Source organism: uncultured Phenylobacterium sp., from assembly GCF_902826855.1.
Taxonomy (GTDB): Bacteria; Pseudomonadota; Alphaproteobacteria; order Caulobacterales; family Caulobacteraceae; genus Phenylobacterium.
This window is the reverse complement of the sequence record NZ_CADEGK010000083.1, coordinates 1-6,598: the sequence shown is the minus strand read 5'-3', so window position 1 is coordinate 6,598 and position 6,598 is coordinate 1. Positions and strand designations below refer to the sequence as shown.

Genomic DNA, 6,598 nt, shown 5'->3' with positions numbered 1-6,598 from the left:
AGACCTGCTTCCACCTGTCGCTGCCGGCCGACATCCTGGAACAGGCGAAGCAGTCGCCCCTGCTCAGCCGGCTGTTCGGCTTTGACACTTATTACGGCGTGATCGGCGTGATCGACCGCGAGGCGGCGACGGTCTAGGGACTCGCCCCCTTCCTGTCCCGCTTGCGGGAAAGGGAAGCGCTCAGCGGAAGGCCTGGCGGCCGGCGTTGGCCATGCGCTGGGGATCGTGGCCGGTGAAGCTGCTGCGGCCGAAGGGGTCGTCCATGCCCATGAGGGCTTGGAAGGCGGGGCCGTTACGCTTGAGCTGCTCCTGCGGCAGGCGCATGTCCTCCAACTGCCGCACGAAGACGCGGTTGTAGCTGGCGTGGATCGCCACCCGTGCGCCGGGTGCGGTCCGGTCGCCCTGCCAGTGCCAGACGTCGTCCCGCCAGAGCGCCACCGAGCCTTTCGGCATTTCGATAGGCACCGCGCCGTCGATACCGTCGCCCTTGCGCGGGCGGCGGCGCTGGAGGTGACTGCGCGGGATAACCCAGGTGGGGCCCGCCGCCTCCGTCCAGTCCTCGAGCGCCCAGCAGGCCGTGACCACATGCGGCCACTCCGGGAAGGGCTCGTGGACGAAGGGGGAGTCGACGTGGAGCGGGATCTTGCCCGGCCCGGCCTCCTTGTAGGTGCCCGACATGGCCCCCAGGATCATCGCCTGGCTGAGCGCGCTCTGCCCGACGGCGCAGACCCAAGGGTGGGCGGCGATCTCCTCGAACACCCGGTGGCGGCGGATCAGGCCGTTGGTGGTGAAGGGATCGTGGGCCAGAACCTCTCGCTGGACGTGCCCGCGCACCTCATCGGCGAAGGCCTCCGAGATCGCACGCTCGATCACCGTGTAGCCCAGCTCGGCCAGTTCCTCGGCCTGCCGGCGCAGCCCGAGGCGGTTCAGCCGGTGCTCCAGGTTCGGGTTCTCAATGGTCCTGGCCGCCAGGTGGTCGTGCAGCTCACCCAGCACCGGCGCGACGGCGGGGGGAACCTGGCCCGCCACCCGAAATGCCGACGTCCCGGCGCGGTGGATCAGCTCTCGGCGCGCCCGGGCCACCGCGTCCTCGCCGGCCGCATAGACGGTCTGGGCGAGCGCCAGGATGGCCTGGTAGTCGCCGTCCACCTGCACGTCGGCCCCCTCCAGGACGCCGGGGCCGGCCTCGACGACGCCGTCTCGCGCCCGCAGCCACCAGGATCCGTCGATGCCGGGTGGCGGGTCGGCGAAGCGTTCGCACAGCGAGAAGTCAGCCGCGCAGCCGCGCGCGCTGACGAACTGGCGGGCCTCGTCGATCCAGGCCTGCGACAGGAACTCGAACCGCTGACCCATGTCCGTGACCGGCATTGCGACGCTCCTTTCCGACCATTGTTCCTGGCGCTCAGCCCGGCGTCTACTGTTCGAAGACGATGACCGACCGCCCACGCTGGCCGCCGGCCTCGAGCAGGCGGTGGGCTTCGGCGGCCTGCTCCGGCGGAAACTCGCCCGTCACGCGCGGCTTGATCTTGCCCGCTTCGACCAGGTCGCGGATCACCTCCAGCATGTCGGTCCGCTGCAGCGCCACGTTGACCCACACGGGCCGCATCTGGATGCCGCGCTCGGGCGCGTCGTTGACCTGGCGAACCGAGAGGTAGACGCCGCCGTCGCGGATCGCGGGGAACACCTTCTGGCCGAGGACCGCGGTGTCCAGCAAGGCGTCCACACCTTCGGGCGCGGCCTTGCGAACCGAGGCGCAGAAGCCGTCGCCGCGCTCGACGATCACATCGGCTCCGAAGCTGCGCACCAGGTCGGCGTCCTCGGGTTTTGCATCCGCGATCACCTTCAGGCCCTGGGCCTTGGCGGCCGGGATGGCGTAGCTGGCCAGGAGACCGGCGCCGCCGCTCACCCCGAAGGTCTGGCCAGGCTTCAGCGCGGCCAGCTCGAGCGCCAACAGCGCGGTGAGGCCGTTCATCGGCAGGGTGGAGGCCTCCGACAGGGAGACGCCCCTGGGAATCGGCAGGACCGAGGCCTCGGGGACCACGATCTGGGCCGCCTGGCCGCCGCCCTCGGGGCGGATGGGCATGACGCCGGCCATGACCTTGTCGCCGACGCGGACACGCACGACGCCGGGACCGACGGATTCGATGACGCCGGCCGCGTCCATGCCGGGGGTCAGCGGCTGCGACGGGTCGGGGCTGCCCATCTGGCGCATGGCGATATCCACCGGGCTGATCGCCGATGCGTGGACGTTGATGCGCACCTCGCCCGGCCCCGGAGCGCGGACGGTGCGCTCGCGCACCTTGATGACGTCATAGCCGCCCGAGCCCTGGTAGGTCACGGCCTTGGTCGGTCGGTCTGTCATCGTTCGTCTCCGGAAGCGCTGCGGTCTTGGACTGTGGGGCGCCACCGGGACAGGCGGCGCTCTCTTTTCGAGATTTGCCTCGATTTCCGCAGGGTGAGTCCGTGAACTTCGCCCCACAGCACGAAAAAACCTCTCTGAAGGAACCGCATGGAAAGCGCATTTCGCGACGGTCTGTTGAACGGCAAGACGGCTTTCGTCGCCGGCGGCACGAGCGGCATCAACCTGGGCATCGCCAAGCGGTTCGCCCAGCTGGGCGCCAAGGTCTGCGTCGTGGGCCGCAATCCGGAGAAGGCGGCGAACGCGGCCGCCGAGATCGGCGCAGGCGCGCTGGGGATGTCGGCCGACGTCCGCGACTACGCCGCGATCCGCGGCGCGCTGGAAGCCACCGTCGCCGAGTTCGGCAAGCTCGACATCGTGGTGTCGGGTGCGGCTGGGAACTTCCTGGCGCCGGCGATGGGCATGTCGGCCAACGCGTTTCGCACGGTCGTCGACATCGACCTGAACGGCACCTTCAACGTCTTCCGCGCCTGCCACGACCTGCTCAACACGCCGGGCGCGTCGCTGATCGCGATCACCGCGGGCCAGGCGGTGAACGCTTCGCCGCTGCAGATCCACGCCTGCGCCGCCAAGGCGGGCATCAACCAGGCCGTCCGGGTGCTGGCGATGGAGTGGGGTCCGGATATCCGCGTCAACGGGATCTCGCCCGGCCCGATCGCCGGCACCGAGGGCATGAGCCGGCTCGCGCCCGGCCAGTCGGCCGACGGCGGCCACCAGGAGCGCATCCCGCTGAAGCGCTGGGGCCGCATCGAGGAGGTGGCCGAAAGCGCGGTCTTCCTCTGCAGCACCTCGGCCTCCTACGTCACCGGCACGATCCTGGACTGCGACGGCGGTTCGCAGCTGGGCGACGCCTCACGCCGCATGCCGGCCGCCTGAAGGGAACCACGAGCATGAACGCGCCCGCCGTCACCGACGTCACCACCACGTCGTGGGAGTGCTTCGACGTCTCCATCGAGGACAAGGTCGCGCACATCCGGCTGAACCGTCCGGACGCGTTCAACAGCATGAACCGGGCGTTCTGGGTCGAGCTGCCGGCCATCGTGCGGGCGATCGACGAAGAGGCCCGCGCGCGCTGCATCGTGATCTCCTCCACAGGCAAGCACTTCTGCGCCGGCATGGACCTGAGCGTCTTCCAGGGTCCCGCGGACGGCGCGGCGGGGTCGGCGCCGGCCGCGCGACCCAACCCGCAGGTCAGCGCCGAGGCGGCGATCCGGCACCTGAAGCACCTGCACGAGACGTTCGCCTGCCTCGACGAGGCGCGCATGCCGGTGATCGCGGCCATCCAAGGCGGCTGCGTTGGGGGCGGCGTCGACATGTCGAGCGCCTGCGACATCCGCTATTGCTCGGCCGACGCCTTCTTCGTCATCCAGGAGATCAACATCGGCATGACCGCCGATGCGGGCACCTTCCCGCGGCTGTGCCGGCTTATCCCGGAGGGCTGGGTGCGCGAGCTGGCCTACACCGGCGGCCGGCTGCCGGCCGTCCGGGCCCGGGAGATCGGGCTGGTCAACGAGGTGTTCGACACCCACGAGGACGTCGTCGCCCATGCCCTGGCTGTCGCCAGGGAGATCGCCGCCAAGGCCCCGCTGGCGGTGACCGGCTCGAAGGTGATGATCAACTACGCCCGCGACCACAGCATCGCCGACTCGCTGGACTACCTCGCCGTCTGGCAGGCGGGCATGTTCAGCCGCTCCGACATGGCCGAGGCGTTCAAGGCCAAGGCCGAGAAGCGCCTGGGCGACTTCCCGGAGCTCGTTCCGATCCGCCGGGGTCTTTAGGCGGGTCCGGCGGACGGCGGCTGGGGCAGGAAGCAGTCCTGGCCGGCGGCCGATAGGGTGCGGCACGCCTGCGCGGCCGCCTCGGCGGTCGCGAAGCCCTCGAGCCGCGCGTCGTACCGGATGTGGTCGCCGGGGATCCGGCTCACCGGCATGGCGTCACGCAACGGCTGGGCCAGCGGTCCCAGAGCCTTGCGGGCCTTGGCCAGCGCGCGGCGGGCGCCTTCCTCCGAGGGCCCGCGGGCGACCTGGACAGCATGGGCGGCGGGCGCGGGGGGTGAGGCCGCAACTGTGGTGGCCGCCGGCTGGGACGGCGGAGCCGCCTGGCCCGGCGTAGGCGACCCGGCCGGGTCCCGGCGGATGAGGCAATCCTGCTTCGCGCTCCGGAGCGTCTGACACGCGCTGTGTGCGGCGCCATAGGAGGCGAAAGCGCCCACCAGCCCGGCGTACTCCTGCGGCGCCTCGGGCGTGCTCACGGTCCAGCCTGTGAGCGCCTTGGCTTCCGCGCCCAACGCCTTGCGTGCAGCGCCGGCGGCGCGTTGCGCGCCCTCAGCGGAAGCGCCAAGCGCCACCTGCAGCACCCAGCGGCTCGGGACTATCGGCGACGCGGCCGCCGGAGGCGCAGCGGGCGCGAAGACGGTCGCAGTGGGAACCTCCACCACCTGGGGCGCGGGCGCGGGCGCCGGCTCGACGGGCTTCCTCGGGACGTCCGGCGGCGGGAGACCGCCGAGCATCGCCATGGCGTAGGTTCTCGCCCGCGGCGGCTCGCGCAGGGGCCAGGCGAAATTGGCGTCGCAGGCGGCGGCGAGCAGCTTGGCGGCCGGTTCGGTCGCGAGCGGCTTGCGCGCGGCGTAGTCCTGCGGCTCCGGCGCGGGCGCGCCGCCGCGGTTGCGCTTGGGATAGGTCGCGCTGCGGATGACGCGCAGGCGGCGCTGCGCGCAGTCGATCAGCAGGTTGGCGTCCCAGGACTGGAAGCCGTGGGTGGCCCCCCAGTCGTCGCCCAGCGGCTCGGTGCGCACCAGCACGATGATCTCGCCGGTGGGCAGGCGCTCTCCCAGGGGCTCGATGCTGTAGACACTGTCGGCGCTGACCAGAGCGACCTGGGAACGGTCAAGGTCGGTGGTCCGGGTCAGCCAGACGGGAAGGTCCGGAGCCTCGAGCGGACCGGCGGCGCCTGCGACCGGGGCAGCGAGCATGAGCCCGGCCGCGACCCAGGCCGCCCTCCGCCACCACATGACACGCGCGGTTTCCATACCTCGCGTTTAGCGACCGGGACGCTAACACAAGCTTAACCACGATCGGGGGGCAGAACCCCTACGCCTCTTGGTCCTCGCCGATGTCCGCCAGGATGTCGGCCAGCACCTCGTCGGTGTGCTCTCCCATCTTGGGCGGGTGCATGCGGATGTTGGAGGGGGTCTTGGCGAACTTCACTGGCGGTCGCATCTGGGTGTAGCGGCCGAGTTCGGGGTGCAGGTAGGTCTGGAAGAGTTCGACGGCGGCCAGATGCGGGTCGGCCCGCAGGTCCTCCAGGCGGTTGGTGCGGACCACCGGGATCGACAGCGGCTTCAGCAGGTCCAGCCACTCCTGGGTGGTCTTGGTCGCCGCCGCCTGCTCGACCATCTGGTAGAGCTCGGTGACGTGGCGGGCGCGGGTGTAATAGTCCGCGAAGCGCGGGTCATTGGCGATGGCGGCGCCAAACCCGGCGGCCTCGAAGAACTGGTCCCACTGCTTGTCGGTGTAGGGTAGCAGCCCGATGTAGCCGTCCTTGGTGGCGAACGGCTTGCGGTAGGGGTTGAGCACGCGCGTGTAGCCCAGCTGGCCGGTGGGCGGCTGGTAGGTGTGGCCGAACAGGTGCTCCACCATCAGGAAGCTGGTCATGCACTCCAGCATCGGCACCTCGATGAACTGGCCCTCGCCAGTGCGCGCGTGGTGCAGCAAGGCCGCGGTGATGGCTTGGCTGAGGAACAGGCCGCAGACCTTGTCGGCCATCAGGGTGGGCAGGATGCGCGGCGTAGGGTTGCCGTCGACGCGGGACAGCAGGTCGGCCGCGCCGGAGGCCGACTGGATCAGGTCGTCGTAGGCCGGTTCACCGGCGTAGGGGCCGTCGGAGCCGTAGCCGGCGGCGTGGGCGTAGATGATGTCCGGCTTGATCGCGGCGACGTCCTCGTAGCCGAGACCCAGGCGCTTCAGGCCGTCATAGCGCACCGAGGCGGTGAAGACGTCGCTGGTCTTGATCAGGCCTGCGATGATCTTCTTCGAACGCGGCTGGCGCATGTCGAGCACGACCGAGCGCTTGTTGCGGTTGATGGTCAGGAAGATGGGGCCCATGCCGCGGGGCGAGCCCTCCGGCTGCTGGCCGCCCCAGCGCATGATGTCGCCGCCCTCGCCGCGGTGGCCGCCGGGA

General features: G+C 70.8%; 6 protein-coding genes. 2 read left to right on the top strand and 4 right to left on the bottom strand.

The window, feature by feature from the left end; translation table 11 throughout:
- Window positions 1-180 precede the first annotated feature (180 nt).
- A complete protein-coding gene (locus QZV94_RS12850; protein WP_293678286.1) occupies window positions 181-1,368 on the bottom strand; it encodes a phytanoyl-CoA dioxygenase family protein in 1,188 nt (395 codons plus the stop codon).
- Between the two features lie 46 nt (window positions 1,369-1,414).
- The gene (locus QZV94_RS12845) at window positions 1,415-2,362 is read right to left on the bottom strand and encodes an NADP-dependent oxidoreductase (RefSeq protein WP_293678285.1); all 948 of its coding nucleotides are present in this window, start codon (window positions 2,360-2,362) and stop codon (window positions 1,415-1,417) included.
- Window positions 2,363-2,509: 147 nt separating this feature from the next.
- On the opposite strand from QZV94_RS12845, the gene QZV94_RS12840 reads away from it, so the two are divergent.
- Window positions 2,510-3,295: an SDR family oxidoreductase gene (locus QZV94_RS12840; RefSeq protein WP_293678284.1), complete on the top strand. Its 786-nt coding sequence runs from the start codon at window positions 2,510-2,512 to the stop codon at window positions 3,293-3,295.
- A gap of 14 nt (window positions 3,296-3,309) precedes the next feature.
- Complete coding sequence (locus tag QZV94_RS12835) at window positions 3,310-4,197, top strand: crotonase/enoyl-CoA hydratase family protein (RefSeq protein WP_293678283.1); 888 nt, start codon at window positions 3,310-3,312, stop codon at window positions 4,195-4,197.
- On the opposite strand, the gene QZV94_RS12830 is transcribed toward QZV94_RS12835, so the two are convergent.
- Both QZV94_RS12830 and QZV94_RS12825 read right to left on the bottom strand, forming a co-directional pair.
- Window positions 4,194-5,447 carry an SPOR domain-containing protein gene (locus QZV94_RS12830; protein WP_293678282.1) on the bottom strand — a complete coding sequence of 418 codons (1,254 nt, stop codon included), beginning with the start codon at window positions 5,445-5,447 and terminating at the stop codon, window positions 4,194-4,196. The genes QZV94_RS12835 and QZV94_RS12830 overlap by 4 nt on opposite strands.
- Before the next feature lie 61 nt (window positions 5,448-5,508).
- The coding region (locus QZV94_RS12825) for a CaiB/BaiF CoA-transferase family protein (protein WP_293678281.1) at window positions 5,509-6,598 on the bottom strand (1,090 nt) is incomplete at its 5' end.